This window comes from Streptomyces sp. NPDC057616 (assembly GCF_042800575.1).
Classification (GTDB): domain Bacteria; phylum Actinomycetota; class Actinomycetes; order Streptomycetales; family Streptomycetaceae; genus Streptomyces.
Genome location: NZ_JBHVGU010000058.1, coordinates 28,821 through 52,153, shown reverse-complemented (window position 1 = coordinate 52,153; position 23,333 = coordinate 28,821). Strand labels below are relative to the sequence as shown.

Genomic DNA, 23,333 nt, shown 5'->3' with positions numbered 1-23,333 from the left:
TTGTGCGTCGCTTTTTGGTCCCCTCCCCTGGCTAGAAAGAGAAACACAACACTGACCGGTTTCCTCCGCCGGCATGGCAGGCACCCTCCACGGGAAACACACCTCTTGCTGTCTCCCCCCCCCCGCGTCCGGCCGCGCTCAGGCCAGGCTGATCGATGCCTGCACCGGCAGATGGTCGCTGGGGAACTGGCCGTGCTGGGAGAAGGTGTCGATCGTGGCCCGGTGCACCGTCGCCCACGGATTGGTGAGGATCCAGTCGATGCGGTCGCCGTCCGGCGTGAGGCCCTTGTAGCCGTGGAACGTGCCGTAGGCGGTGCTGCGCCGCTCCGCCGCGTCCCAGCTGTCGACGAGCCCCGAGCCCACCAGCGTGTCGTAGACCGGGTTGCGGTGCGCGGGCACGTTGAAGTCGCCCGTCACCACCACGGGCAGCGAGCGGTCGAGCTCTCCGATCCGCTCGGTGAGCAGCTGTGCGCTGCGTTCGCGCGCGTACTGGCTGGCGTGGTCGAAGTGTGTGTTCAGGACGTAGAACTGCCGCCCGCCGTCGGCGAGATCGCGGAAGCGGACCCAGGTGACGATGCGCGGGAAGGCGGCGCCCCAGGTGTTGGAGCGGATGACCTCCGGGGTGTCGGAGAGCCAGAAGGTGTAGTGCTCGACCGGGACCAGGCGCCGGGTGTCGTAGTAGACGGCCGTGGACTCGTCGCGGCTGCCGCCCTCGCGGCCGGTGCCGATCCATTGGTAGTCCGGTCCGAGGTCGGAGTCGATGTCCCGCAGTTGCTGGTACAGGCCCTCCTGCGTGCCGATGACATGCGGGTGAGCACGGTGCAGCAACGCGCGCATCACCGGTCTGCGGTCGCGCCAGCTGTTCGGCTCCCTGGTACTGGCGAAGCGCAGGTTGAAGGTCATGACCTCGAGCGGGGGTGCCTGGGGAGCCCGCGCCGAGGCGGAGGCGAACGGCGCCGGCGAGCCCGACACCGACGACGCGGACGAGGCGGAGATCGCGGCCGCACTGGACAGGGGCACGGTGACCGCCGCGGCCAGCACTGCCTTCATACCCAGCCGGCGGGTGACTCGGTGATGGTTCGGCACACAGACTCCTTGGTGGCGGCGGCCGGACGAGTCGTGGGAGAGGAGAGTCGTGCGTAGGGATGTGTCATACCCAGTGACCCGACGAGGCTGAACATGCCGAGATCAGGGCGCCGCTCGCCGTGGACATGGTGTTGACCATCCCGAAGGTGCCCGGATAACTTCATTCTACGGATTGTTGATTCCGTACTGCGGAAAACTTGGAGGGTGTGGGATGGGTCAGGGCCAGCAGGAGAAGGTGGCGACGAGCCTCGCGGGCGCCGTCAGCGAGGAGATCAGCGCCTCCCTCGCCCCGGTCGACGCCGAGTTGGAGCGCCGCTACCCCGGCGACCCCGGCACCCGCCAGCCCGTCCACACCGTGTACGTACCCGGCGACGCCTTCGCCGCCGACACCATCCGCTCCTGGGGCGACCAGGCCCTCGCGGCCCTCGACGAGCACGCCCCGGACGCCGCCTCCTTCGCCGCCGTCCTCGGCCTGACCGACGACCTCGCCGAGCCGGTGTACGCGCGCGTGCGCGCCAAACTGGAGCGCGAGCCCGTCGAGGACCTGCGCGTCGACTTCGAGGACGGCTACGGACCCCGCCCCGACGCCGAGGAGGACGAGTCGGCCGCCCGGGCGGCCCGGCTGATCGCGGAGGCGTACGAGAAGGGCACCGCGGCCCCCTGCATGGGCATCCGCATGAAGTGCATGGAGGCTCCGGTGCGCGACCGGGGCATCCGCACCCTGGACATCTTCCTCACCGGCCTGATGGAGGCCGGCGGCCTGCCCGGCGGGCTGGTGCTGACCCTGCCCAAGGTGACATATCCCGAGCAGGTCACCGCGATGGTGCGGCTCCTGGAGGAGTTCGAGAAGGCGCGCGGCCTCGAGCCCGGCCGGATCGGCTTCGAGATCCAGATCGAGACCAGCCAGGCCATCCTCGCCACCGACGGCACCGCCACCGTCGCCCGCATGATCCAGGCCGCCGAGGGCCGCGCCACCGGACTGCACTACGGCACCTTCGACTACAGCGCCTGCCTCGGCGTCTCCGCCGCCTACCAGGCCAGCGACCACCCGGCCGCCGACCACGCCAAGGCGGTCATGCAGGTCGCCGCGGCCGGCACGGGGGTCCGGGTGTCGGACGGCTCGACCAACGTGCTGCCCGTGGGCCCGACGGCGAAGGTGCACGACGCCTGGCGCCTGCACTACGGCCTCACCCGCCGCGCCCTCGCGCGCGCCTACTACCAGGGCTGGGACATGCACCCCGGCCACATCCCCACCCGCTACGCGGCCGTCTTCGCCTTCTACCGCGAGGGGTTCGAGCAGGCCGCCGCCCGGCTCGCCCGGTACGCCAACCGGACCGGCGGCGACGTCATGGACGAGCCCGCCACCGCCAAGGCGCTCAGCGGCTACCTGCTGCGCGGCCTGGACTGCGGCGCCCTCGACATCGCCGAGGTCGCCCGCCTGACCGGGCTGACCCGGGCGGACCTGGAGGGCTTCGCCTCGCCCCGGCGCGGTGACCTGACGGCCTCCGCCAAGTAGCGGGCCTGTCACAGCCGTCACCGACGGCTGGCGTTGTCACCTCCGCCCCGTAGTGTGGAGGGCACGCATGGACGTGTGAGAGGAACGGGGCGGCGGTGTCTTCGGGGGAGACCTCCAACGGAAAGGGCCAGGGCGACGGGACCGGTCGGCTGCTGGCGGGGCGCTATCGGGTCGTGGCCCAGCTCGGGCGCGGCGGCATGGGCGTCGTGTGGAGAGCCGTCGACGAGGTCCTGGGCCGTGAGGTCGCGGTCAAGGAACTGCGCACGTACACCGACGCGGACGGGCCCGAACTGGCCGATCTGCGGCTGCGGATGCAGCGCGAGGCCCGCGCGGCGGCCCGGGTGCGCCATCCCGGAGTCGTCGCGGTCCACGACGTGGCGGAGGTCGACGGGCGCCCGCTGATCGTCATGGAGCTGGTCGACGGGCCCTCCCTGGACGACGTGCTGCGCGAGCGCGGCACCCTCGACGTGCGCGAGGCGGCCGGGATCGGCGCCAAGGTGATGGACGCGCTGGCGGCCGCCCACCGCGCGGGCGTTCTGCACCGCGACGTCAAGCCCGGCAACATCCTGCTGGAGCGCTCGGGCCGCGTCGTGCTGACCGACTTCGGCATCGCCACCATGGACGACCCGGGCGACGGCTCGGCCACCCATCTGACCCGCAGCGGTGAAATCGTCGGCTCCCTGGACTACTTGGCCCCCGAGCGGGCCCAGGGCGCCGACCCCGGACCGTCCTCCGACGTCTGGGCCCTGGGCGCCACGCTGTACGCGGCGGTCGAGGGTTCCTCGCCCTTCCGCCGTACGTCGACGTACTCGACGCTTGCCGCGATCGTGACCGAGCCACTGCCCGAACCCCACCGCGCGGGCGCCCTCGGACCGGTGCTCCAGCGGCTTCTGGACAAGCGGCCCGATACCCGCCCGGAGGCCGAGCAGGCCCGCGAACTGCTGCAGGCGGTCGCGGACATGGGCGGCACGGACACCCCGACGACGACGCTGCGGCCGGGTGCGGCTGCCGGTGCCGACCCGAGGCCCGATACGGAGCGCAGCCTTCCCGCGCAGCCTCCGGGATTCGGTCCCGCGGAGCCGGCCGCTCACACGAGCCCCGAGCTGGCGCAGGGGACCGGCACACCCGCCTCCGGCTCGGGGGAGCGCCCCGCCGCTCCCGTGTTCCCGGTGTTCGGAGCACCCGAGCAGCCCGCAACTCCCGCCGGGCACCCGGCACATGGCGAGGACGCAGGCGCCTGCACCGCGCCGTCGGCGCCCGCCGGCTTCGGGCCGCCCGGGCCGATGGGCCCGTACTCCGCGTCGGCGCCCACCGGCCCCGTGCCCACCTCGCCCCCGCCCCGCCGCAAGGGCCGCGTCCTGCTTGCCGCCGCGGCCGTCGTCGCCGTCCTCGCCGCGGCCGGGACCACGGTCGCCGTGCTCAACGGCTCGGGCAAGACGGGCAACGACGCCAAGGCGGCCGGGTCCGCCACGAGCGCCGCGGCCTCCGGCGCGACGACCGGGCACACGGACGGCGACCACTCCGGCGGCCCCACACCCACGAAGCACAAGGGCGGCAAGACCCCGACCGGGTCCGAGGCGACCGGCGCCGAGGGCCGGCCCGAGCCCACCGGCCGGGCCTCTTCGTCCGCCCCGGCCAAGTCCTCCGGCGGTGGCACGACGGGCGGTTCCTCCTCGGGCGGCTCCTCGGGCGGTACGTCCGGGGGCAGTTCGGGCGGCAGCGGCGGCGGTTCCGGCACCGGCGGCACCACCGGCGGAGGCGGCTCCACCACCCCGGCCCCCGCCTGCACCTCCATCGGCGGAGGCAAGTACAACTGCACCGTCTGGCGCACCGCCAAGTCCTACACCGCCTCCGGCGCCGAGGCCGGCGTGCTCAACGCGGGCACCAACTACTTCTTCTGCCAGCAGAACCTGGGCCGCCGCGAGACCTACGGCCAGTGGACCAACGTGTGGTGGGCGAAGACGGACGACGACAGCGGCAACAGGAACGTCTACGTCAGCGACGTCTACCTCAAGGGCGGCGACAACGACGAGCCCGTCCCGGGACTGCCCGTCTGCTGATCGCGCACGAACCGCTCCAGACCGGACGTCGTGACCAGCTTCTCCTCGGCGAGCACCCGGGTGCCCAGCTCGCACAGCCGCGCATCGGCGCGCGCCCGCGCGCAGAACTCCTCGGGCGTGACGCCGAACAGCTGCCGCAACCGCGGTACGGCCGTGAGCAGTTCGGTGATCAGCTCCCGCTGGCCGGGGTGACCGCGTGGGACACCGGCGCCGTCGTGCAGGACCCCGCGCCGGTTGACGTAGCTGTACACGCCGGGCAACCGCGTGCCGTCCGGCAGCTCGATCCGTACCTCCGGCGCCGGCAGCCAGGCCCGCCGGTAGTTGCCGTACGGCAGCGGTACGCCCTCGCTCGCGTCGATCACCGCGAGCTGCTCGGCGTCGAGCCAGGTCACGAACAACTCCCGTACGGCGCCGGGTGCTTGGACCGGTGACGCGGAGACGTAGCCCATGCGGCTGACGTGCGCGGAGACCCCGACGGCGAGGCCGGTGACCCGGGTGCGCACCATCGGGACGGGCGAGGTGATCCCGGTCTGCCGCATCTTGTGGCGCAGCTGGCCCGGGCAGGCGTTGGAGCCCACCGCGAGGACCGGGACGCGGTCCTCGTGGGTCAGGCGGTCCAGGGGCAGCAGCAGGTCGCCGTCGAGGAGCCCGGACTCCTCGGGCCAGGCCCCCGGGTAGCGCAGCGGATCCGTGGCCGGGGCCTCGTCCAGCCCCAGCGCCTCCAGGGTGCGGTCCGCGTGCCCGTGCACGGTCCGCTCAGTTCGCCGGCGGCAGCTCGCCCGAACCGCGGGTGATCAGCCGGGTCGGCAGCTCGATGCGCTCGGGCTGCAGCTGGGAGCCGTCGAGCTGGCGGAAGAGGCGGTCGGCGGCGGTGCGGCCGAGGGCCGCCGCGTCCTGGGCGACGACGGTGACGCCCGGCTGCAGCAGGTCGGCGAGTTCGATGTCGTCGAAGCCGACCAGCGCGACCGGGCGCTTCTGCTCGGCGAGGACGCGGACCACGGTGACCGTCACACGGTTGTTGCCCGCGAAGATCGCGGTGACGGGGTCGGGCCCGGCCAGCATCTCCTCGGTCGCCCGGCGCACCCGCTGCGGGTCCGTGACGCCCAGGGACATCCAGGAGTCCGCGACCGTGATGCCCGCGTCCTCCATGGCCGCCCGGTAGCCGCGCAGCCGCTCGGCGGCCGTGTGGATGCGGGGCATGTCACCGACGAAGCCGATCCGGCGGTGGCCGTGGGCGATGAGGTGGGCCACGCCGTCGCGGGCCCCGCCGTAGTTGTCGGACAGGACCACGTCGGCGTCGATCTTCCCGGCCGGACGGTCCACGAACACCGTGGCGACGCCCGCCCTGATCTCGGGCTCCAGATACCGATGGTCGCCGCCGGCCGGGATGATCACCAGCCCGTCCACGCGCCGTGCGCACAGCGCCAGGGCCAGCTCCTGCTCGCGGTCCGGGTCCTCCGCGCTGGAGCCGTTGATCAGCAGGGCGCCGTGCGCGCGGGCCACTTCCTCGACGGCGCGGCTGAGCGGGCCGTAGAACGGGTCGGCGAGGTCCTCCAGGACCAGGCCGATGCTGGCGGTGCGGCCCTTGCGCAGGACGCGCGCGCTGTCGTTGCGGCGGAAGCCCAGCGCGTCGATGGCCTCCTGGACGCGGCGCTCGGTCTCCGGCGTGACACCGGGCTCGCCGTTGACCACGCGGGAGACGGTCTTGAGGCCGACTCCGGCGCGCGCCGCCACGTCCTTCATGGTCGGACGATTGCCGTAACGCGTTCCTGAGAGGGGTGTTGTTCGGCGTGCGGTCTCGGGCACGATGCGCTGTCCTGTCCTGTCTCGTCCACGGGGGATGCGTCGACCATGAGTTTGTATGAGGATGTGGCGTCGAGCATAGGGCCTGGACAACGTTGTCATATGCACGAGAGACTGTCCATCGCAATCTCCGGCCTCCGTCCCCACTGCGAGACCGGCTCAGCATTCTCCTTGATTGAAGGGGGAACTTCCCCTGGATGTCCGGAGAACCGATGGTTTGACGGGGAGATCCGACACTGATGCACACCGACCTCGTGGCCGCGCTCGACATCGGCGGCACCAAGATCGCCGGGGCACTGGTGGACGACCACGGCCAGATCCTGGTGCGTGCGCAGCGTGCCACGCCCGCGCAGCAGGACGGCGAGACCGTGATGGGCGCAGTGGAGGAGGTCCTCGGCGAACTCACCGCCTCGCCCCTCTGGGGACGCGCCACGGCCCTCGGTATCGGCAGCGCCGGCCCGGTGGACGCCTCCGCGGGCACGGTGAGCCCGGTGAACGTGCCCGGCTGGCGCGACTACCCGCTCGTGCGCAGGGTGCAGGCCGCGGCCGGAGGGCTGCCCGTCGAGCTGATCGGTGACGGCGTGGCCATCACGGCGGCCGAGCACTGGCAGGGCGCCGCCCGCGGTCACGACAACGCGCTGTGCATGGTGGTCTCCACGGGAGTCGGCGGCGGTCTGGTCCTCAACGGCCAGCTGCACCCCGGCCCCACCGGCAACGCGGGCCACATCGGCCACATCAGTGTCGACCTGGACGGCGATCTGTGCCCGTGCGGTTCGCGCGGGTGCGTGGAGCGCATCGCGAGCGGCCCCAACATCGCCCGCCGCGCGCTGGAGGACGGCTGGCGTCCCGGCCCCGACGGAGACACCTCGGCCGCCGCGGTGGCCGAGGCGGCCCGGGCCGGGGATCCGGTCGCCGTCGCGTCCTTCGAGCGTGCCGCCCAGGCGCTGGCCGCCGGCATCGCGGCCACCGCCACGCTGGTCGAGATCGACATCGCGGTGATCGGCGGGGGCGTGGGCAAGGCCGGCGACGTCCTGTTCACGCCGCTGCGCAAGGCCCTCGGCCAGTACGCGACGCTGTCCTTCGTGCAGCGCCTGGAGATCACGCCGGCCCAGATGGGCACGGACGCGGGACTGGTCGGTGCGGCCGCGGCCGCGCTCGCCCGGCGGACGGACGCGGCCGCGGTCTGAGGAAGACCCACGCGGTATGGCCGGCCCGGCGCAGGAACGTTCACCCCTGCTGCCGGGCCCCGTACGGCCTCAGCAGGTCAGCTGCGCGTCGGCCCAGTCCGCGTGGTCGGAGTCGATGCCGTCGCCGCCGTCGGTGACGACCAGCCGGACCACCTGGGCGCCGGTTACGTCCGCGGTGACCGGCTGGGCCGGCATCGCGTTGGTCAGGACGCCGGTGGAGGCGACCTTGGTGCCGTCGGCCCAGATCTCGAAGGCGACGGTCCCGTTCGCGCCCTTCTCGTCGTCGACGCCGACGTCGGCGGTGACCTTCTCGCACTTCTTGCCGGTGTAGTACTCGACGGCGCTCTCCGCGTGCACGCCGAGCCCCTTGCCGTAGACCACGCCGCCGATGGTGAGGGGATGGCCGTCGCCCGCGGCGCTCTCCCCGTTGCTGGTGTTGCGCTCGACCGGCCCGTAGCCGTTGGTGGCCGACATCCAGGGCAGGTCGCCGAGCCCGGAGGTGCCCGAGGGCGGTGGTACGACGACGGACGCGGTCAGCGGCACCGTGGCGGCGGCGCGGGTCCCGGCCGGTGAGCGGTAGGTCGCGCTGAGCGTCAGGTCGTACGAGCCCGTCGGCGTCCCTGCCGGTGCGGTGACCGACCACCTGGTGCGCAGCGAGCGGCCCGTCGGCACGGCGGCGGACGTGGTCGGCGACATGGCCTTGACCGTCCACCCCTCGGGTCCGGTCATCCGCACCGCGACGTGCTCGGCGGGCGTACGGCCGAGATCGGTGACGGTGGAGGTCAGCGGCATCGCGGTGCCGGCCACCGTCAACGGGCTGCCGTCCATGCCGAGTTCGACGGCGGGAGGATGCGTGGCCCAGCCGCGGTCGGCGGTGACGCGCACCAGGACCGTTCCGTGCGCCGGGACGGTAGCCGAGACCGTGCCCGCGGTGTTGTAGCTCTTGTGCTGCCACAGGTCGCGCAGCGTGTAGGCGGGGGCCTGCGGCAGGCCGACGGCCTTGGCGGTCGTGGCGATCCGCTGGGCGCTGCCGGACTCGTTGAACAGGGCCACCGCGCGGCTGCCGTCCTTCATCTCCTTGGCGACGACCCAGCGTCCGCCCCCGGACGAGACGACCGTGCCCTGCTTGCCCAGCGGGTCCTGGTCGACGGCGATGACCTCCTTGTTGTCCAGGATGTCGAAGGTCGCCTGGGAGGCCGTGCGCAGGTCGGAGCCGATGAGCAGGGGGGCGGCCATGACCGACCACATCGAGAAGTGCGAGCGGTACTCGGTGTCGGTCATCCCGCCGTTGCCGACCTCCAGCATGTCCGGGTCGTTCCAGTGGCCGGGACCGGCGTACGGGGCGAGCGGCAGGTTCTGCTTGAGGATGCTCAGCATGGAGCCCCAGCTGTCGCTGATGTCACCCGTCGTACGCCACGAGTGGCCCACGTCGGCGGCCCATTCCCAGGGCTTGTTCTCGCCCCATTCGCAGATGCTGTAGACGATCGGCCGGCCCGTCGCCTTCAGGGCGTCGCGCATGGTCGTGTAACGCTGTCTGGCGTCCACGCCCTGGTTGTTGCAGTTGTCGTACTTGAGGTAGTCGACACCCCAGTCCGCGAACTGCTGGGCGTCGCTGTACTCATGCCCGAGGGCGCCCGGGAACCCGGCGCTGTTGCACGTCTTGGTGCCGGCGCTGGTGTAGATGCCGAGCTTGAGGCCCTTGGAGTGCACGTAGTCGGCGACCGCCTTGATCCCGTCGGGGAAGCGGACCGGGTCCGGTACGAGCTTGCCGTCCGCGTCCCGGTTCGGCAGGGCCCAGCAGTCGTCGAGGTTGACGTACTGGTACCCGGCGTCCTTGAGGCCCTTCTCCACGAAGAGGTCCGCGATGCCCTTGACCATGGACTCGTTGAACTCGGCGCGGCAGTGCGTGGAGTTCCAGTTGTTGAAGCCCATGGGAGGGGTGAGCGCGAGACCGTCGGCCAGGGCCGGTGCGGCGGGTTCCGAGTCGGGCACCGCCACGGCGGGCGCGGCGAGTCCCGCCACGCACAGCAGCCCTGCGGACAGCGCTCCGACGACTCTTCGACGGGGTGTGCGGGTGTGAGGGTGACGCATCGTTACGTTCCTCCGAGCACGCGAAAGGTGGGATGACGTCATGTCCGTGTCATCACTGCGCGTTTACGGTAGGACGTGTCTGAGTCTGTTGGAAGGGGAGCGGTAGCGGTTGTTCGATCGTGTTGGGTCCGGGCTCGGGCCGGTCCGCGGCCGCGTACGTCGAGCGGGCGTGACCCCCGGACGGTTCCGGCAGTTGAACCGGGCATGAAGAAGCGCAGCATGATGGCCATCGCCTCCCTCGCCACCGGGTTCGTCGTGGCGGCGATCACCCCCTCGCACGGCGGGGACCACCAGGTCCTGGGCGATCACCAGGCCCAGAGCGACCTCGGGGTCGACGACACGCTCGGCACCGTGACCCACACGGTGGGCGACGGTGCCCTCCCCGGCGCCGACCAGGCACTCGACTAGAGCGGACGGCCGCACTCCGGAGCCCAGGGCGCCGGTGCACCCGCACCCTGCGGGCACCGGCGCCCCCTTGTGTGCGCCCTCAACTGGGCCTGGTTTCCGTGGCAGGGTGGAACGGGCAAGCCACAGGGGGCCAACAGAAGAGGGGGAGTCCGTGATCGTCTGGATCAACGGCGCGTTCGGTGCGGGGAAGACCACCACCGCACGGGAACTGATCGAACTGATCCCGAACAGCACGCTCTTCGACCCCGAGGTCATCGGCGCGGCGCTGGCGCACCTGCTGCCGCCCAAGCACCTCGCCGAGGTCGGCGACTTCCAGGATCTGCCGATCTGGCGCCGGCTCGTGATCGACACCGCGGCCGCGATGCTGGCCGAGCTCGGCGGGACCCTCGTGATCCCCATGACCCTGCTGCGTCAGGAGTACCGCGACGAGATCTTCGGGGGCCTCGCGGCCCGCCGTATCCCGGTCCGGCACGTGCTCCTCGCCCCGGCGGAAACGATCCTGCTCGAGCGAATAGCGGGCCGGGAGGTACCTCCGGACCTCCCGGACGGGGAGATGCGGGTACGGCGGTGGTCCTACGACCACATCGAGCCCTACCGCGCAGCCCTCGGCAGCTGGCTGACCGCCGACGCCCACCTCGTCGACACCAGCGCGCTGACGGCACACCAGGCCGCGCTGCGCATCGCGGAGGCCGTCGGCAGCGGTGAGGCCGCCCCGTGCGACATCGTCCAGACGCCCGAGCCCACCGCCGAGACCCTCGCCTCCGGCGTCCTCCTCTTCGACGAACAGGACCGCGTCCTGCTCGTCGACCCCACCTACAAGGCCGGCTGGGAGTTCCCCGGCGGCGTCGTCGAACCCGGCGAGGCCCCCGCCCGCGCCGGCATGCGCGAGGTCGCCGAGGAGACCGGCATCCACCTCGACGACGTGCCGCGGCTCCTGGTCGTCGACTGGGAGGCGCCGGCGCCGCCCGCCTTCGGCGGTCTGCGGCTCCTCTTCGACGGCGGCCGGCTCGGCGCCGACGAGGCCGCCCGCCTCCTGCTGCCAGGCCCCGAACTGCGCGACTGGCGGTTCGCCACCGAGGAGGAGGCGGCCGATCTGCTGCCGCCGGTGCGCTACGAGCGGCTGCGCTGGGCCCTGCGGGCGCGCGAGCGCGGAGCGGCGCTGTACCTCGAGGCAGGCGTGCCGACGGGCTGACTTCACCCGTCCTGACCCGCCATCAGGGGACTTTGCCGGACCGAAAAGATCCCAGGGGGAAAATGTGGGCGAATTGTCGCCATCCCGGTATGAACAGGAACATGAAGAAGGTACACGCGAGTTCTAGCGTCAGTGCGCAGCTCAGACCTCTCGCGGCCGCTCGGCCGCCACCACAAGGCCGCGGAGTCACCGCGGGCCGAAGGAGGGACATGCGCGCGCAGAAATCGGCCCTCACAAGGGGACTCACACTTGCCGCCGGGCTCGTTCTCGCACTCGCCGCGTGCAGCAGCAACAGCGGCGGCGGTGGTTCGAGCAAGAGCAACTCGGCCGGCCTCTCGTCCTGCAACACCCAGGGCAAGGCCAACACCTGCAACTCCGCGGCCACCAAGTCCGGTGGAACGTTCACCTATGTGCTGGAGAAGAACATCCAGCAGTGGAACGTGCAGGACACCAACGGCAACACCTTCGAGAACGCCGAGGCGCTCGAAGTCGTCCTGCCCCAGGTCTTCGTCCCGCTGCCCGACTTCACCGTCTCCCTCAACAAGGACCTGATGACGTCGGCGACGCAGACCAGCAGCAGCCCGCAGACCATCGTCTACAAGATCAACCCGAAGGCGGCGTGGAACGACGGAACGCCGATCAGCGCCGACGACTTCATCTACTACTGGCGCACCAACAACGGCAAGGACTGCCCGCCGCCGCCCGCCAGCGACGCCAGCCAGACCAAGGGCTGCCTGCCGCAGAGCACGGCCGGCTACGACCGCGTCAAGTCCCTGACCGCGTCCGACGGCGGCAAGACCGTCACCATGGTGATGGCCAAGCCGTACTCCGACTGGAAGTCGCTGTTCGGCGGCGGGTACCCGCTGTATCCGGCGCACATCGCCGAGAAGATCTCCGGTGCCAAGGCCGGCGACGCCGCACACATGACGGCCGCCCAGATGACCCAGGGCTGGCAGTACTTCCAGAAGAACCCGCCCACCAAGTACGCGACGGCGGGCGCCTACAAGATGACGCAGTGGGTGGACAACGACCACGGCACGTACGAGCCCGACCCCAAGTGGTGGGGCACGACCAAGCCGACCCTGCAGCGGCTGATCTTCAAGGTGATCTCGGACGCCACCCAGGAGCCGACCGCCCTGCGCAACAACGAGGTCCAGGGCATCTATCCGCAGCCCGAGGTGGACCTGGTCAACCAGGTCAAGTCCATCCCGAACGTCACCTACAACATCGGCAACGGACTGCAGTGGGAGCACTTCGACCTCAACCTGCACAACCCGGTGCTAGGCAAGTACACCGCCCTGCGCCAGGCGATGTTCACGGCGATCAGCATCAAGGACATCGTGTCCAAGACTGTCGGCCAGTTCGACCCCAACGTGAAGCAGCTCGGCAACCACAACTTCGTGCCCGGGCAGGCCGGTTACCAGGACCTGGTCACCGCCACCGGACAGGGCTCCGGTGACCTCGCCAAGGCGAAGAAGTACCTGACGGACGCCAAGTTCACCGGGGTGGGCACCGCCCTGAAGACGCCGGACGGCAAGGCCGTCGGCCCCTTCAACTGCCGCTACACCACCGGCAACCAGATCCGGCAGAGCGAGTGCCAGATCCTGCAGAGCGACCTCGGGAACCTGGGCATCAAGGTCACCATCAAGCCGATCGGCGCCGCCGACCTCGGCACGGTGCTGGCCGGGCACCAGTACGACATCATCGTCTTCGCCTGGGTGGCGGCGCCCTTCCCGACCTCCGGCGCCCAGCAGAACTGGTCCACCGGTGGCGGAGGCAACTACGGCGGCTACAGCGACAAGAAGGTCGACGCCCTGATCGGCGAGGCCATCGGGCAGACGGACCCGTCGAAGGCGGCTTCCCTGCTGAACCAGGCGGACAAGATCATGGTCAACGCCGCCTATGTCCTGCCGCTGTACCAGAAGCCGACGTTCCTCGCCGTCCAGACGCGGTTCGTGAACATGCGGAACAACTCCACCAACGTGGGTCCGCCCTACAACACCGCCGAGTGGGGCCTGAAGAAGTAACCCACCCCCCATGTCCGGTCCCGGTGACCCCGGGACCGGACACGACCGGCACGTCAGCCCACCGGCCCGCGAGAGAAGACCGCATGCTCGCCTACACCGTGCGCCGCATCCTCGTCTCGATCCCCGTCCTGATCGCCTCGACGTTCATCGTGTTCCTGGTCGTGGTCAACGCAGGCAACCCGGTCGCCAACTTCGCGACCTCGCGGCAGCCGCCGCCGAGCAAGGCGGCCGTCGCCGCGTTCGCCAAGCACATCCACGCCGACCAGCCGGCCGCACAGCGCTACTGGAACTGGATCACCGGAGTCCTGCACGGCGACTGGGGCCCGTCCGTGCAGCCCAACCTCGACATCGGGCACGACCTGTTCACGCGGTTCAGGGTGACCATCACCCTGGTCGCCGCCGCGATGATCATCGCTCTCATCATGGCCGTGATCTTCGGTGTGTTCAGCGCGATCCGCCAGTACTCCGCCGCCGACTACACCATCACCTTCTTCGGCTTCCTCTTCCTCGCCATGCCGGTGTTCTGGTTCGCGGTGCTGCTCAAGCAGGCCGGAATCTGGTTCAACGAGCAGACCGGCAGCCAGTTCCTCGGCACCATCGGCGAGAAGTCGCCGTACCTCGAGGTCGACACCACCTGGAACCAGTTCACCGACCACGTCGGCCACCTGGTCCTGCCCACCATCACCCTGGCCCTGGTCTCCTTCGCCTCCTGGACCCGCTACACGCGCGCCTCGATGCTGGAGGTCCTCAACAGCGACTACGTCCGTCTGGCCCGCGCCAAGGGGCTGCGCCGCCGCACGGTGATGGTGCGGCACGCGCTGCGCACCGCGCTCATCCCGCTGACCACGGTCACCGCGCTCGACATCGCGATCATCATGGGCGGCGCGGTCATCACGGAGACGATCTTCCAGTGGCACGGCATGGGGGAGATGCTCGTCGAGTCGGCCTCGACCGTCGACGTCTACCGGACCATGGCGTGGCTGCTGCTCTCCGCCGTCGTCGTCATCGGGTTCAACCTCGCCGCCGATCTCCTCTACGCCGTACTCGACCCGAGGATCCGCTATGACTGACACCGAGGCTCCCGGATCCGGCACCCAACTCGGCGGAACGGAACACGAGTTCACGGTCAAGCAGCGCAGCCAGACGCAGCTGGTGCTGCGCCGCTTCCTGCGCCACAGGGCCGCGATGGTCAGCCTGATCGTGTTCGTGCTGATCCTGCTGTGGGCGTTCATCGGCCCGCACCTGTGGCACTACTCGTACCAGAAGTACACCCCGGACAACTCCCAACCCCCGTCCTGGAAGCATCCGTTCGGCACCAACGCCTCCGGCTACGACGCCTACGCCCAGGTCATGCGCGGTACCCAGACCTCGCTGAAGATCGCCATCCTGATCGCCCTCGGGTCCACCGTCGTCGGCGCCGTCTGGGGCGCGGTCGCGGGCTTCTACCGGGGGGCGGTCGACTCGCTCATGATGCGCATCGCCGATCTGGTGCTCACCCTGCCGCTGTTCGCGATCGCCCTGGTCATCTCCTCGCGCAGCAACGGCTCCTGGTACTGGATCGCCGCCGTCATCGCCGGACTGACCTGGGCGTACGTGTCCCGCGTGGTGCGTTCCACGGTCCTGTCGCTGCGCGAGAAGGAGTTCGTGGAGGCGGCGCGGGCCCTGGGCGCCTCGGACGCGCGGATCATCTTCCGGCATCTGCTGCCCAACTCGCTCGGCCCGATCATCGTCAACGCGACCGTGCTCGTGGCCACCGGCATCCTCACCGAGACGGCGCTGTCCTTCGTCGGCTTCGGCGTCCAACCGCCCGACACCTCACTGGGGTTGCTGGTCTCCCAGGCGCAGACGGCGGTCGACACCCGGCCCTGGCTCTTCTACATCCCCGGCGCCTTCATCATCGCCATCGCCCTGACCATCAACTTCGTCGGCGACGGGCTGCGCGACGCCTTCGATCCCCGGCAGCAAAGGGTGCGACAGTGACGATCATCGGCAAGGGCGAGGAGTCCGGCGCGGTCCTCGAAGTGGAGGACCTCGGCGTCGAGTTCCCCACCGAGGACGGTCTCGTACGGGCCGTGCGCGGCGTCGGCTACCGCCTCGACCGCGGCGACTCGCTCGGCATCGTCGGCGAGTCCGGCTCCGGCAAGTCGGTCACCGCGCTCGCCGTCATGGGCCTGCTGCCGACCACGGCCCGGGTGCGCGGCTCGGTCCGCTTCGAGGGCACGGAGCTGCTCGGCCTGTCCGACGCGCGCCTGTCCGACCTGCGCGGCAGCGGCATCGCGATGATCTTCCAGGACCCGATGACCTCCCTCAACCCCGTCTACTCCGTGGGCTTCCAGATCGCGGAGACACTGCAACGCCACGACCCCGCCCTGAAGTCCCGCGGCGCCCACGAGCGCGCCGTCGAACTCCTCGGCACGGTCGGCATCCCCAGCCCGGAACGGCGCGTCGACAACTACCCGCACGAACTCTCCGGCGGCATGCGCCAGCGCGTCGTCATCGCCATCGCCATGGCCAACGACCCTGACGTGATCATCGCCGACGAGCCGACCACCGCCCTCGACGTCACCGTGCAGGCGCAGATCCTCGACGCCCTGGAGACCGCCCGTGCCGAGACCGGCGCCGCCCTCGTGCTCATCACCCACGACCTCGGCGTGGTCGCCGGCCACTGCGACCGGGTCTCCGTGATGTACGCGGGCCGGATCGTGGAGACCGGCTCGGTCGAGGACATCTTCTACACCCCGCGCATGCCCTACACCCTCGGCCTGCTCGGCTCACTGCCCCGGATGGACCGCGAGGAGGCACGCCTCACCCCGATCAGCGGCTCCCCGCCGTCCCTGCTGAACCTGCCGCCCGGCTGCCCGTTCGCCCCGCGCTGCCCCATGCGCCGCGACCAGTGCGACAGCAGGGAACCGGAGTTGCGCAAGGCCGGGCACGAACTGCACCTCAGCGCCTGCCACTTCGCCGACGAACTCGTCGACACCGGCGCCGCGGAGGTCTTCGAGGTGGCCGGCGCCGACTCCGAGGCCCTGGCCCGCTTCGCCGACACCGTCGCCACGAGGACAGACGCCGAGGAGGACTCCGTATGAGCGCTCCCGCCCAGTCCGCCGCCGCGCCGCTGCCCCCGCTGCCCGGGCACGGCGGCACCGGCGAACCCGTCCTCCAGGTGCGCGACCTCGTCAAGCACTTCCCGGTGATGTCCCGCGGCGTCGTCCGACGCCGCATCGGCGACGTCCACGCGGTGTGCGGGGTCTCCTTCGACCTGTTCCAGCACGAGACCCTCGGCCTGGTCGGCGAGTCCGGCTCCGGCAAGACGACCACCGCACGCACCATCCTCGGCCTGGAGAGCGCGACCTCGGGCCAGGTCCGCTACGGCGGCCACGAGCTCACCGCGCTGACCCGGCGCCGGATGCGGCCGCTGCGCCGCGAGCTCCAGATCGTCTTCCAGGACCCGTACGCCTCCCTCGACCCGCGCATGTCCGTCCACGAGATCGTCGCCGAACCCCTGCGCATCCACGGCCGCTACGACACCGGCGGCCCGGAGGAGGTACGGGAGCTGCTGCGCCTGGTCGGCCTCAACCCCGAGCACGGCAACCGCTACGCCCACGAGTTCTCCGGCGGCCAGCGCCAGCGCATCGGCATCGCCCGCGCGCTGGCCCTGCGTCCCAAGGTGATCGTGCTGGACGAGCCGGTCTCGGCGCTCGACGTGTCGATCCAGGCGGGCGTCCTCAACCTGCTGATGGACCTGCAGAGCGAGCTGGGCCTGTCGTTCCTGTTCGTCGCCCACGACCTGTCGGTGATGCGCCATGTCGCCGGCCGGGTGGCGGTCATGTATCTGGGCCGGCTGGTCGAGATCGCCCCCGCCCGCCGCCTGTTCACGGCCCCCGCGCACCCCTACACCCAGGCCCTCGTCTCCGCCATCCCGCTGCCGGACCCGCGCAAGGAACGCGCCCGCACACGCGTCCTCGTGCAGGGCGACGTGCCCAGCCCGGTCCGCCCGCCCAGCGGCTGCCGCTTCCGCACCCGCTGCCCCAAGTTCGCCCATCAGCTCACGGAGAGCCAGCGCACCGCCTGCGTCGAGGACGTGCCCGAGCTGATCGACCGGGGCGGCGGCAACCCCGTCGCCTGCCACTACGCGGAGAGCGTCGAGCTGTTGTAGGCCAGCCGCAGCTCCTCGTACGGGTAGGCGGTCTGCCTGCTCTCCTGCCGCAGCCGGCCGAGGAAGCGGTTCAGGACGGCGGTCAGGGGAGCGTCCCGGGCGATGATCGCCGCGGCGGTCTTCGGGGCGCCGTCCGCGTGCGCGCCGATCGCGCAGGCCCGTACGAAGGCCTCACGCTCCTTGCGGTCGTAGCCGTACAGGGCGGTGGCGAGGTAGTTCACCAGGTGCGCCCGCGTGTAGACGAGGTCGTAGTCCCGGTGCCGGTCGAAGAAGGCGCGCTCCTGCCGGGTGAGCCGGAAGCGGGGGCTGAGCGCGAGGCCGTAGTCGGCGAGGCAGAACTCCTCGCCGTCGGTGAGCACGTTCTGGAAGTGGGCGTCGCAGTGCAGGAGTTCACGGTCGCGGAGGAAGGAGGTCAGCGTCGCGAGCCACTCCTCGACCCGGGCGCAGGCACGGTCCGGGTCGCCGGTGCGCAGCTCGGTGTCGAGCCAGTCGTGCAGGGTGTGCGGAAAGTACTCAAGGAAGAGGGTGAGGCTCGCCGAGGCCGTGCGCAGGGCCTCGAGGCGCTCGCGCACCTGGCAGGAGCCGCCCCAGTACGCCACCACCTCGTCCACGTCGGCCAGTTCGTCCGGGAGCGGCTGCACGGTGTCCGGCAAGATCCGCCAGTGGTGCATCAGCGGGAAGCCCGGGAAGCGGTCGGCCAGCACCCAGTTGGTCGTCATCGTGTGCGCGGCCAGCTCGCGCCAGGCGCCGAAGCCCGGGCCCCCGATGCCGTAGTGGCAGAAGGACGGCAGCTCGAACACGTTCGCCGTGGAGCCGGTGTTCCCGGGTAGGCGCTCGATGTCCGTGAGCGGCACCCGTTTCACGAAGACCCGGTGCCCGTCCACGTCGACCAGCACCGATCGCCCCCCGATCCCGGCGCCGGCGGGCGTCCCCGTCGCCAGGAGACCCGCCAGCTCGTGGTCGCTGAGCAGACCCAGGGTGGTGGCGAGGTCGGTGTGGGCGGCGCGGCGCGCGGCGGAGGACATGACCTCCATGGTCAGGGTGACGGCGGGTGCCTGTCTGCCGATCGGCCAAGTGCCGTTCTCACGTGGACGATCGGCGGGTCACCGTGCGTGCCGCCGCCCGCGCGTCAGGCCACCGGCTCCTGCGCGGAGGCCGGCTCGGTGGCCAGCAGCGCGGTGATCCCCTCGGCGAGGTGCGGGCCGAGCTCGCCCCAGCCGTCCTTGTAGCCGTAGACGCCGGCCAGGGTGCGGGCCTCGTAGTCGCCGTTGAGGATCTCGATGTCGGTGGCCGTGATCAGTGAGGGGTGGGCGACGCCGAGAGCGGCCGAGACCTTCGTCAGCTCCTTGCGCACGGTGCGCAGGTAGACGGCGGCGCGGGTGGCCTTGGAGGCCGGGTCGAGGCCGCGGGCCAGCCACTGGTTCTGGGTGGCGATGCCGGTGGGGCACTTGTCGGTGTGGCACTTCTGCGACTGGATGCAGCCGATCGAGAGCATGGCCTCGCGGGCCACGTTGATCATGTCGGCCCCCAGGGCGAAGGCGACCGCGGCGTTCTCGGGCAGGCCGAGCTTGCCGGAGCCGATGAAGGTCACATCGTCGGTCAGCCCCAGTTCGGCGAAGGTGCTGTAGACGCGGGAGAAGCCCATCCGGAACGGCAGCGACATCGAGTCGGTGAAGATCAGGGGCGCCGCTCCGGTGCCGCCCTCGCCGCCGTCGACCGTCACGAAGTCGACGCCGCGGTCACCGCGCGCCATCAGCCGGGCCAGCTCCTGCCAGAAGTCCATCTCGCCCACCGCGCTCTTGATCCCGACCGGCAGGCCGGTCTCGGTGCCGAGCAGTTCGACGAAGTCGAGCATCGAGTCGACGTCGGTGAACGCGGTGTGCCGGGACGGGGAGGCGCAGTCCTTGCCGACGGGGATGCCGCGGATCTCGGCGATCTCGGGGGTGACCTTCGCGCCCGGCAGCATGCCGCCGAGCCCGGGCTTGGCACCCTGGGAGAGCTTGATCTCTATCGCCCTGACCGGGGCGCCGGCGACCACGTCCTTGAGCTTGTCGAGGTTGAAGCTGCCGTCCTCGTTGCGGCAGCCGAAGTACGACGTGCCGATCTGCAGCACGAGATCACCGCCGTTGCGGTGGTACGGCGAGAGGCCGCCCTCGCCCGTGTTCTGCATCGCGCCCGCCAGCGCCGCCCCCTTGTTGAGCGCCGTGATCGCCGCGCCCGACAGGGAGCCGAAGCTCATCGCCGAGATGTTCACCACGCTCGCAGGCCGGAACGCCTTGGCGCGACCGCGCGGTCCGCCCAGCACCTTGGCCGACGGCAGCGGGGCCTGCGGGTCGTGCACGTCGGGCAGGGCGTCGGCGAAGGTGCGCTGCTTGAGGTAGGCGTGCCCCTGCGTGTGCTCGACGTCGACGTCGGTGCCGAACCCGAAGTAGTTGTTCTCGCCCTTGGCCGACGCGTAGATCCAGGTGCGCTGGTCACGGCTGAACGGCCGCTCCTCCTCGTTGGAGGTCACGATGTACTGCCGCAGCTCCGGCCCGATCGTCTCCAGCAGATACCGGGCGTGCCCGATGACCGGGAAGTTCCGGAGCAGCGCGTGCTTCTTCTGGACGAGATCGCGGCCGGCCACCAGCGCCAGTGCTGCTGCGGTGGCCGCGCCGATGTTCCGGGCGCGCATGAACGTTCCTCTCCGTCGAAGAAATGCGAATCGATAGTAGGGGCCGCCGGGTTCGGCGATACGGCGGGGGCGACGGTTGGGACGCCCGTCACGGATGGACGGGCGGTGAAGTGCCCCTGCTATGGTGCGCCGATGTCGATCAAGAAGTTCCAAGTCACCTTCGATTGCGCGGATCCCGAGCGCGTGGCCCGCTTCTGGTGCGAGGTGCTGGGGTACGTCGCACCGTCCCCGCCGGAGGGGTTCGCCTCGTGGGACGCCTACAACGACTCGCTGCCGGCCGAGGAGCGCGGTGCGTGGTTCGCCTGCAGTGATCCCATGGGTGAGGGCCCGCGCCTGTACTTCCAGCGCGTCCCCGAGGGCAAGGTCGTCAAGAACCGGGTGCACCTCGACGTACGGGTCGGCACCGGGCTCGTGGGGGAGGAGCGCCTGGCCGCGCTCGAGGCGGAGTGCGCACGGCTGGAGGCGCTCGGCGCGGTGAAGGTACGCGTACTGCTCGCCGACGAGGAGAACGAGTCCTGCATCTCGATGCAGGACATCGAGGGCAACGAGTTCTGCCTGGACTGAGCGCCGGTGCGCGGGCCCCGGTGATCCCGTCCCCGGCTCAGCCGGACGGGATGAGAGGGGCCCGCATGCCGAGCCACTGCTCGGCGCCCCACGCCTCGAACCGCTCCACCTCCGTGAAGCCCAGCCTGGCCGCCAGGCGCATCGAGGCCGTGTTGGCGCTCTGGGTGGTGAGCACCACCGGCTCGCCGGGAAGGACGGCGCCGAGCCGGCCGAGCGCCGCCGCGCAAGCCTCCGCCGCGTACCCGAATCCCCAGGCCCGCGGCAGGAACAGGTAGCCGAGATCGACCTTCCCCGCGGCGGCCGGGCGACGGTGGCCGGTCGCCCTCCTGAGCAGGACGTGGCCGATCATCTCCCCGTCGAGTTCGACGACGAGACTCCCGGGCCACCGCTCGGGCACCTCGGGCGTCTCGCGCTCCAGCTCGGCACGGGGCCGGGGACCGCCGAGGTAGGTGTGCACCTCGGGCGAGGCGAGCAGCTCGACGAACACCGCCCGGTCCCGCGCCTCGGGCTCGCGGAGCACCAGCCGCTCGGTCCTGATCGGCTCGGTCGGCCAGGCCACGTGTCCCAGGTCTTCCATACGCGCAGGCTAACGGACGGCCGCACCGGAAGGATCAGCCGCCCCGATGCCTGATGCCCGAAGCCTGACACCCGGTTTCTGACGCGCCCCGTGCCCGCGCCCGCACCCGCGGACTCAGGAGGAGCCGCGCCGCGCCCTGTTCACGCCTCGAACTCGGTGAGATCGATGGCGTGGACGTGCAGCGGGTGGCCGTGGACCGGGTGGACCGTCTCCCGTTCGAGCGCCATGCCGAGTTTGCGGACGACGTTCTCGGAGGCGTTGTCCCCGACCCGGTTGATGCTGATGACGCGGTCCAGGCCGCGGTCCTGGAGCGCGAACTCCAATGTGGCGTGGGCGGCTTCGGAGGCGTATCCCTGGCCCCAGAACTGCGGGCCGAGCCGCCAGCTGATCGCCACCGCCGGCATCACCTCGGGCAGGAACTCGGGCACCGACAGTCCCGTGAAGCCGATCAACTCGCCCGAGGCCAGCAGTTCGACCGCGAAGAGCCCGAAGCCCTCCTGGTCCCACTCCTCCTCCCACCGTTCGATGTCCTCGGCGGTGTCGTCCAGGCCGCGCACCGAGCCGTCGTCGATCCAGCGCATGACGCGCGGGTCCGCGTTGATGTCCGCCATCGGCACGAGGTCGTCGTCGTGCCAGTCGCGGAGGAGGAGACGGGGGGTGCGGATCTCGGTCATGCGCCCATATTGCCGCAGGCGGGCGACCTGGCATCCATCAGGATCCCCGGACGGGCGCGCCGGCCTCAGGCGGCCTGCGAGGCCTCGTGGCGCCAGAAGCCCGAGAACGTGATGCGTTCCTTGGACAGCCCCGGTCGGTGCAGATGCCTGCGCCCCTCCGCGGCCAGCGTGGACTCTCCGACGACGAATGCGTACCCGGCGGCGTCGACGGAGGTGAGCCGCAGCAGTTCGGCGAGCGCGGCGGTGCCGGCCACCGCCGTGCCGCCGTCGCGGACGACCCAGGTGACGGCGACCCCGTCAGGGGCGTCCAGGTCACGCCGGTCGGCGGCGGTGGGCACCTCCTGGATGACCCGGCCGACACAGCGGCGGGGGAGCGAGCGCAGGATGCCCGTGGTGGCGGGCGCGGCAGGCCCGGATCGCCGCCCCGCCCTCGATCTCGCCGCCGGGCGCGCGGCCCCGCACGCGGCCCGTGCCCTGGTCGGCCGCCGCGCCGCGCGCGTCGTCCCGGTGGCACTCCTGCTGGGCGCGGTCCTGGTCTGCACGGCCGACCACCTCCTCGGCCGCGCCGTGATCGCCCCGGCCCAGCTCGGCGCGGGCGTGGTCACCGCCGTGATCGGGACGCCGTACTTCCGCTACCTGCTGATCCGGGAACGTCGCACCGGCTGATCCGGTCACAGCGCCGACGTGGCAGGGAGCTTGAGTGAGTGTCAGGTCCATCATGCCTGGTCGGGGACGTTTTCGGTAGGACGTAGCGCACGCGCTTCAAGCCTTGTTGCGGGTGGTGCTCCGCCCGCACACTCGTCGTCATCCACTCTCCGGCCGACGTGCCGGCATCCGTCATCGGCTGCCGGTGCGTTCGCCGTGCTGTCTCGCCGCGTGACATGCACCGGCCGGGGAGGGACGGGACGAAGGGGATCGATGGATCGGGACATGGTTGTGCCGGCGAGGGTCAGGCTGCTCAGCGCCAACCGGCGGGTGGTGCGAGGCGTCGAGGGCCTGTGGATCTACCGTCTGCTGACCGAGGTCGAGCCGGAGGTGTACGGATCGAAGCTGGCGTACGTCCTGGTGGCGGAGAGCGGATCGGACCTGCTGCGGGACCTGCCTGAACGACGGCTGGCCCTGCTGGACGAGGCCGTGGAGGTGGCGAAGGCCCTCAGCACGGCGAACCCCTACCGGGCGAAGATGCTCGGGAGGGCACTGGCCGCCAAGGAGCGGGAACTTGAGAGGCGTGCGGGGAGGCCGCCCGTGGAGCGCGAGGTGTGATCTCCAGGTCTCGTGGGGCCCTGGTCCCGGCCAAGGCACCACAAACCCCGCGCCC

Annotated in this window: 20 protein-coding genes and 2 pseudogenes; 13 read left to right on the top strand and 9 right to left on the bottom strand. The window is 71.2% G+C overall.

What is annotated here, in order from left to right:
• Positions 1 to 138 precede the first annotated feature (138 nt).
• A complete protein-coding gene (locus ACFU97_RS42700; RefSeq protein ID WP_384267784.1) occupies positions 139 to 1,086 on the bottom strand; it encodes an endonuclease/exonuclease/phosphatase family protein in 948 nt (315 codons plus the stop codon).
• Between the two features lie 211 nt (positions 1,087 to 1,297).
• On the opposite strand from ACFU97_RS42700, the gene ACFU97_RS42695 reads away from it, so the two are divergent.
• Positions 1,298 to 2,602 carry a DUF6986 family protein gene (locus ACFU97_RS42695; RefSeq protein WP_384267782.1) on the top strand — a complete coding sequence of 435 codons (1,305 nt, stop codon included), beginning with the start codon at positions 1,298 to 1,300 and terminating at the stop codon, positions 2,600 to 2,602.
• A gap of 95 nt (positions 2,603 to 2,697) precedes the next feature.
• Positions 2,698 to 4,662 carry a protein kinase gene (locus ACFU97_RS42690; protein WP_384267780.1) on the top strand — a complete coding sequence of 655 codons (1,965 nt, stop codon included), beginning with the start codon at positions 2,698 to 2,700 and terminating at the stop codon, positions 4,660 to 4,662.
• Here the strand turns inward: ACFU97_RS42690 and ACFU97_RS42685 are convergent.
• Both ACFU97_RS42685 and ACFU97_RS42680 read right to left on the bottom strand, forming a co-directional pair.
• Positions 4,608 to 5,411 (bottom strand): hypothetical protein, encoded by an 804-nt coding sequence (locus ACFU97_RS42685; protein WP_384267777.1) that lies wholly within the window; start codon positions 5,409 to 5,411, stop codon positions 4,608 to 4,610. The genes ACFU97_RS42690 and ACFU97_RS42685 overlap by 55 nt on opposite strands.
• Positions 5,412 to 5,418: 7 nt before the next feature.
• Entirely contained in the window at positions 5,419 to 6,468 is a 1,050-nt protein-coding gene (locus ACFU97_RS42680) for a LacI family DNA-binding transcriptional regulator (RefSeq protein WP_384267775.1), read from the bottom strand.
• A 236-nt stretch (positions 6,469 to 6,704) separates the two neighbouring features.
• Here ACFU97_RS42680 and ACFU97_RS42675 point away from each other — a divergent pair, with 236 nt between their 5' ends.
• Entirely contained in the window at positions 6,705 to 7,652 is a 948-nt protein-coding gene (locus ACFU97_RS42675; protein ID WP_384267772.1) for an ROK family protein, read from the top strand.
• 69 nt (positions 7,653 to 7,721) lie between these two features.
• Here the strand turns inward: ACFU97_RS42675 and ACFU97_RS42670 are convergent, their stop codons facing one another.
• Positions 7,722 to 9,743: an NPCBM/NEW2 domain-containing protein gene (locus ACFU97_RS42670; protein ID WP_384267769.1), complete on the bottom strand. Its 2,022-nt coding sequence runs from the start codon at positions 9,741 to 9,743 to the stop codon at positions 7,722 to 7,724.
• A gap of 204 nt (positions 9,744 to 9,947) precedes the next feature.
• Between ACFU97_RS42670 and ACFU97_RS42665 the strand changes: the two genes are divergently transcribed.
• The 7 genes from ACFU97_RS42665 to ACFU97_RS42635 all read left to right on the top strand — a co-directional run bounded on the left by ACFU97_RS42665 (position 9,948) and on the right by ACFU97_RS42635 (position 17,526).
• The gene (locus ACFU97_RS42665; RefSeq protein ID WP_384267767.1) at positions 9,948 to 10,151 is read left to right on the top strand and encodes a hypothetical protein; all 204 of its coding nucleotides are present in this window, start codon (positions 9,948 to 9,950) and stop codon (positions 10,149 to 10,151) included.
• Positions 10,152 to 10,302: 151 nt separating this feature from the next.
• On the top strand, positions 10,303 to 11,343 hold the full coding sequence (locus ACFU97_RS42660; RefSeq protein WP_384267764.1) for an NUDIX domain-containing protein: 1,041 nt from the start codon (positions 10,303 to 10,305) through the stop codon (positions 11,341 to 11,343).
• 209 nt (positions 11,344 to 11,552) lie between these two features.
• Positions 11,553 to 13,370: an ABC transporter family substrate-binding protein gene (locus ACFU97_RS42655; RefSeq protein ID WP_384267762.1), complete on the top strand. Its 1,818-nt coding sequence runs from the start codon at positions 11,553 to 11,555 to the stop codon at positions 13,368 to 13,370.
• An 83-nt stretch (positions 13,371 to 13,453) separates the two neighbouring features.
• Positions 13,454 to 14,440, top strand: a complete 987-nt coding sequence (locus tag ACFU97_RS42650) for an ABC transporter permease (RefSeq protein ID WP_384267760.1) — start codon at positions 13,454 to 13,456, stop codon at positions 14,438 to 14,440.
• On the top strand, positions 14,433 to 15,350 hold the full coding sequence (locus ACFU97_RS42645) for an ABC transporter permease (protein ID WP_384267757.1): 918 nt from the start codon (positions 14,433 to 14,435) through the stop codon (positions 15,348 to 15,350). Before ACFU97_RS42650 ends, ACFU97_RS42645 begins: the two co-directional genes overlap by 8 nt.
• Positions 15,347 to 16,456, top strand: a complete 1,110-nt coding sequence (locus tag ACFU97_RS42640) for an ABC transporter ATP-binding protein (protein WP_384267756.1) — start codon at positions 15,347 to 15,349, stop codon at positions 16,454 to 16,456. Before ACFU97_RS42645 ends, ACFU97_RS42640 begins: the two co-directional genes overlap by 4 nt.
• Positions 16,453 to 17,526 (top strand): ABC transporter ATP-binding protein, encoded by a 1,074-nt coding sequence (locus ACFU97_RS42635; protein WP_384267754.1) that lies wholly within the window; start codon positions 16,453 to 16,455, stop codon positions 17,524 to 17,526. The genes ACFU97_RS42640 and ACFU97_RS42635 overlap by 4 nt, the downstream gene beginning before the upstream one ends.
• Here the strand turns inward: ACFU97_RS42635 and ACFU97_RS42630 are convergent.
• Together ACFU97_RS42630 and ACFU97_RS42625 are read right to left on the bottom strand one after the other, a co-directional pair.
• Positions 17,499 to 18,551, bottom strand: a complete 1,053-nt coding sequence (locus ACFU97_RS42630; protein WP_384267751.1) for a protein kinase family protein — start codon at positions 18,549 to 18,551, stop codon at positions 17,499 to 17,501. The two genes, ACFU97_RS42635 and ACFU97_RS42630, sit on opposite strands and share 28 nt — an antisense overlap.
• 104 nt (positions 18,552 to 18,655) lie before the next feature.
• The gene (locus tag ACFU97_RS42625; RefSeq protein ID WP_384267749.1) at positions 18,656 to 20,200 is read right to left on the bottom strand and encodes an FMN-binding glutamate synthase family protein; all 1,545 of its coding nucleotides are present in this window, start codon (positions 20,198 to 20,200) and stop codon (positions 18,656 to 18,658) included.
• A 132-nt stretch (positions 20,201 to 20,332) separates the two neighbouring features.
• Here ACFU97_RS42625 and ACFU97_RS42620 point away from each other — a divergent pair, with 132 nt between their 5' ends.
• Complete coding sequence (locus ACFU97_RS42620; RefSeq protein ID WP_384267746.1) at positions 20,333 to 20,764, top strand: VOC family protein; 432 nt, start codon at positions 20,333 to 20,335, stop codon at positions 20,762 to 20,764.
• Positions 20,765 to 20,801: 37 nt separating this feature from the next.
• Here ACFU97_RS42620 and ACFU97_RS42615 read toward each other — a convergent pair whose 3' ends face one another.
• From ACFU97_RS42615 to ACFU97_RS42605, 3 genes and pseudogenes are all read right to left on the bottom strand, one after another.
• The gene (locus tag ACFU97_RS42615) at positions 20,802 to 21,341 is read right to left on the bottom strand and encodes a GNAT family N-acetyltransferase (RefSeq protein ID WP_384267744.1); all 540 of its coding nucleotides are present in this window, start codon (positions 21,339 to 21,341) and stop codon (positions 20,802 to 20,804) included.
• Between the two features lie 140 nt (positions 21,342 to 21,481).
• The gene (locus ACFU97_RS42610) at positions 21,482 to 22,015 is read right to left on the bottom strand and encodes a GNAT family N-acetyltransferase (RefSeq protein WP_384267742.1); all 534 of its coding nucleotides are present in this window, start codon (positions 22,013 to 22,015) and stop codon (positions 21,482 to 21,484) included.
• Positions 22,016 to 22,080: 65 nt separating this feature from the next.
• Positions 22,081 to 22,416, bottom strand: a pseudogene (locus tag ACFU97_RS42605) (siderophore-interacting protein); the annotation flags it as partial.
• A 43-nt stretch (positions 22,417 to 22,459) separates the two neighbouring features.
• Between ACFU97_RS42605 and ACFU97_RS42600 the strand changes: the two are divergent.
• Together ACFU97_RS42600 and ACFU97_RS42595 are read left to right on the top strand one after the other, a co-directional pair.
• A pseudogene (locus ACFU97_RS42600) lies at positions 22,460 to 22,681 on the top strand (iron chelate uptake ABC transporter family permease subunit); the annotation flags it as partial.
• A 264-nt stretch (positions 22,682 to 22,945) separates the two neighbouring features.
• A complete protein-coding gene (locus ACFU97_RS42595) occupies positions 22,946 to 23,278 on the top strand; it encodes a hypothetical protein (protein ID WP_384267739.1) in 333 nt (110 codons plus the stop codon).
• Positions 23,279 to 23,333 lie beyond the last annotated feature (55 nt).

Excerpts from the sequence above, each read along its gene's own strand:
- ACFU97_RS42695 (WP_384267782.1), top strand. The coding sequence starts at position 1,298 with ATGGGTCAGGGCCAGCAGGAGAAGGTGGCGACGAGCCTCGCGGGCGCC.
- ACFU97_RS42675 (WP_384267772.1), top strand. The coding sequence starts at position 6,705 with ATGCACACCGACCTCGTGGCCGCGCTCGACATCGGCGGCACCAAGATC.
- ACFU97_RS42670 (WP_384267769.1), bottom strand. The coding sequence starts at position 9,743 with ATGCGTCACCCTCACACCCGCACACCCCGTCGAAGAGTCGTCGGAGCG.
- ACFU97_RS42665 (WP_384267767.1), top strand. The coding sequence starts at position 9,948 with ATGAAGAAGCGCAGCATGATGGCCATCGCCTCCCTCGCCACCGGGTTC.
- ACFU97_RS42655 (WP_384267762.1), top strand. The coding sequence starts at position 11,553 with ATGCGCGCGCAGAAATCGGCCCTCACAAGGGGACTCACACTTGCCGCC.
- ACFU97_RS42650 (WP_384267760.1), top strand. The coding sequence starts at position 13,454 with ATGCTCGCCTACACCGTGCGCCGCATCCTCGTCTCGATCCCCGTCCTG.
- ACFU97_RS42645 (WP_384267757.1), top strand. The coding sequence starts at position 14,433 with ATGACTGACACCGAGGCTCCCGGATCCGGCACCCAACTCGGCGGAACG.
- ACFU97_RS42635 (WP_384267754.1), top strand. The coding sequence starts at position 16,453 with ATGAGCGCTCCCGCCCAGTCCGCCGCCGCGCCGCTGCCCCCGCTGCCC.
- ACFU97_RS42630 (WP_384267751.1), bottom strand. The coding sequence starts at position 18,551 with ATGTCCTCCGCCGCGCGCCGCGCCGCCCACACCGACCTCGCCACCACC.
- ACFU97_RS42625 (WP_384267749.1), bottom strand. The coding sequence starts at position 20,200 with ATGCGCGCCCGGAACATCGGCGCGGCCACCGCAGCAGCACTGGCGCTG.
- ACFU97_RS42620 (WP_384267746.1), top strand. The coding sequence starts at position 20,333 with ATGTCGATCAAGAAGTTCCAAGTCACCTTCGATTGCGCGGATCCCGAG.
- ACFU97_RS42615 (WP_384267744.1), bottom strand. The coding sequence starts at position 21,341 with ATGGAAGACCTGGGACACGTGGCCTGGCCGACCGAGCCGATCAGGACC.
- ACFU97_RS42610 (WP_384267742.1), bottom strand. The coding sequence starts at position 22,015 with ATGACCGAGATCCGCACCCCCCGTCTCCTCCTCCGCGACTGGCACGAC.
- ACFU97_RS42595 (WP_384267739.1), top strand. The coding sequence starts at position 22,946 with ATGGTTGTGCCGGCGAGGGTCAGGCTGCTCAGCGCCAACCGGCGGGTG.